The organism is Anaeromyxobacter sp. SG64, from assembly GCF_022690745.1.
GTDB lineage: Bacteria > Myxococcota > Myxococcia > Myxococcales > Anaeromyxobacteraceae > Anaeromyxobacter > Anaeromyxobacter soli.
Genome location: NZ_JALCZB010000197.1, coordinates 1 through 1368 on the forward strand (window position 1 = coordinate 1; position 1368 = coordinate 1368).

Annotated in this window: 1 protein-coding gene; it reads left to right on the forward strand. The window is 79.1% G+C overall.

Annotated elements, in window-relative coordinates; translation table 11 throughout:
* Nucleotides 1–1368, forward strand: a 1368-nt coding sequence (locus MNZ29_RS24040) for a tetratricopeptide repeat protein (RefSeq protein WP_374110864.1), incomplete at both ends; no start/stop codon positions are given.

Below are 1368 nucleotides of genomic sequence, written 5' to 3' on the forward strand. Positions count from 1 at the left end.
CCCGCGCGGCGCGGCCCGCGCGTGCGTCGAGCGCGCGCTCGCGACCGACGATCCTGCCGACCGCGCCGCCGCGCTCCTCGCCGCGGGCGGCCTCCTCGCGCGCGCCGGCGCGCCCGCGGACGAGGTGCGCTCGCTGCTCGACGTCGCCTGCGAGACGGATCCCGACTCCGCGGGCGTCTTCCAGGCGCGTGCGCGGATCGAGGCGACGCTCGGGGACCCCATCGCGGCGGCCCGTGCGCTCCTCTCCGCGTCGATCCGCGCCGAGGGGGACGAGGCCGCCGCCGCGGCGCTCGACGCGGCGCGGATGTTCGAGGAGGCCGGGGCGCGCGGCGACGCGTCGCGCGCGTACCGCGCCGCGGTCCTCGCCCACCCCGGCTCCCCGCCTGCCCGCCTCGCGCTGGCGGACGCAGCGCTCGCCTCCGGCGACACGGGCGGCGCGGCCGAGCACCTCCGCGCGATCGATCCTTCGGCCGTGCCGGAGGCCGAGCGCACCGAGCACGCGCGCCACCTCGCCCACGCGCTCGAGCGCGCCGGGCTCGCGGACGAGGCCGCTCGAACCTGGCGCGAGGTGCTCGCGAAGGAGCCCGGCGACTCCGAGGCGTTCGATCGGGCCGAGGCGCTCGCGGTCGAGGCGAAGGTGGGAAGGGCCATGAGGCCGGCCGCGGCCGCGAGCTCGAACCCGACCTCGAGCGCTACGCCGCCGTCCCCGACCGCGGGGGCGACGGCGGCCGCCGCGACCGCGACCTCGACCTCGACCTCGACCTCGACTTCGACTTCGGCCGCGAGCGCGAGCGCGGACCCCGACCCCTCCGATCCCGCCGCCCTCGGCCGTGCCCTCATGGCCGCGGGCGAGCTCGACCGGGCGCGGACCCTGCTCTTCGGAGCGTTCGAGGCGGACCCTGCCGACCTCACCCTCGCGCGCGATCTGTCGCGCGTCGCGGAAAAGCTCGGGCGCTTCGACGAGTACGTCGAGCTCGGCGAGGTGTGCGCGGACGCGATCGCCGCCTACGATCCGCTCGCCGCCTCGGCGCGCTACCGCCACTTCGCGGACGTGCTGCGCGGACGGCTCGGCTCGCCGGAGCGCGCCGCCGTGATGCTCGAGAAGGCCCTCGCCCTCGTCCCGGACGACGCCGACACCCGCCGCGCGCTGGTCGCGCTGCTCGACGGCCGTCCCGACTCCGCACCGCGCGCCCTCGAGGCCTGGCTCGAGATCGCCCGCTCGGAACCCTCCGACGAAGGCGCGCTTCGCCAGGTGGCCTCGCTCTCGAGCGCGGCCGCGCAGGCCGGCCCCGCGCCCGAGCGCGCGCGCCTCGGGGAGCGCGCGCGGCTCGCCGCGTCGCTCGCCGCGTTCGCCGCCGGAACCGGCGA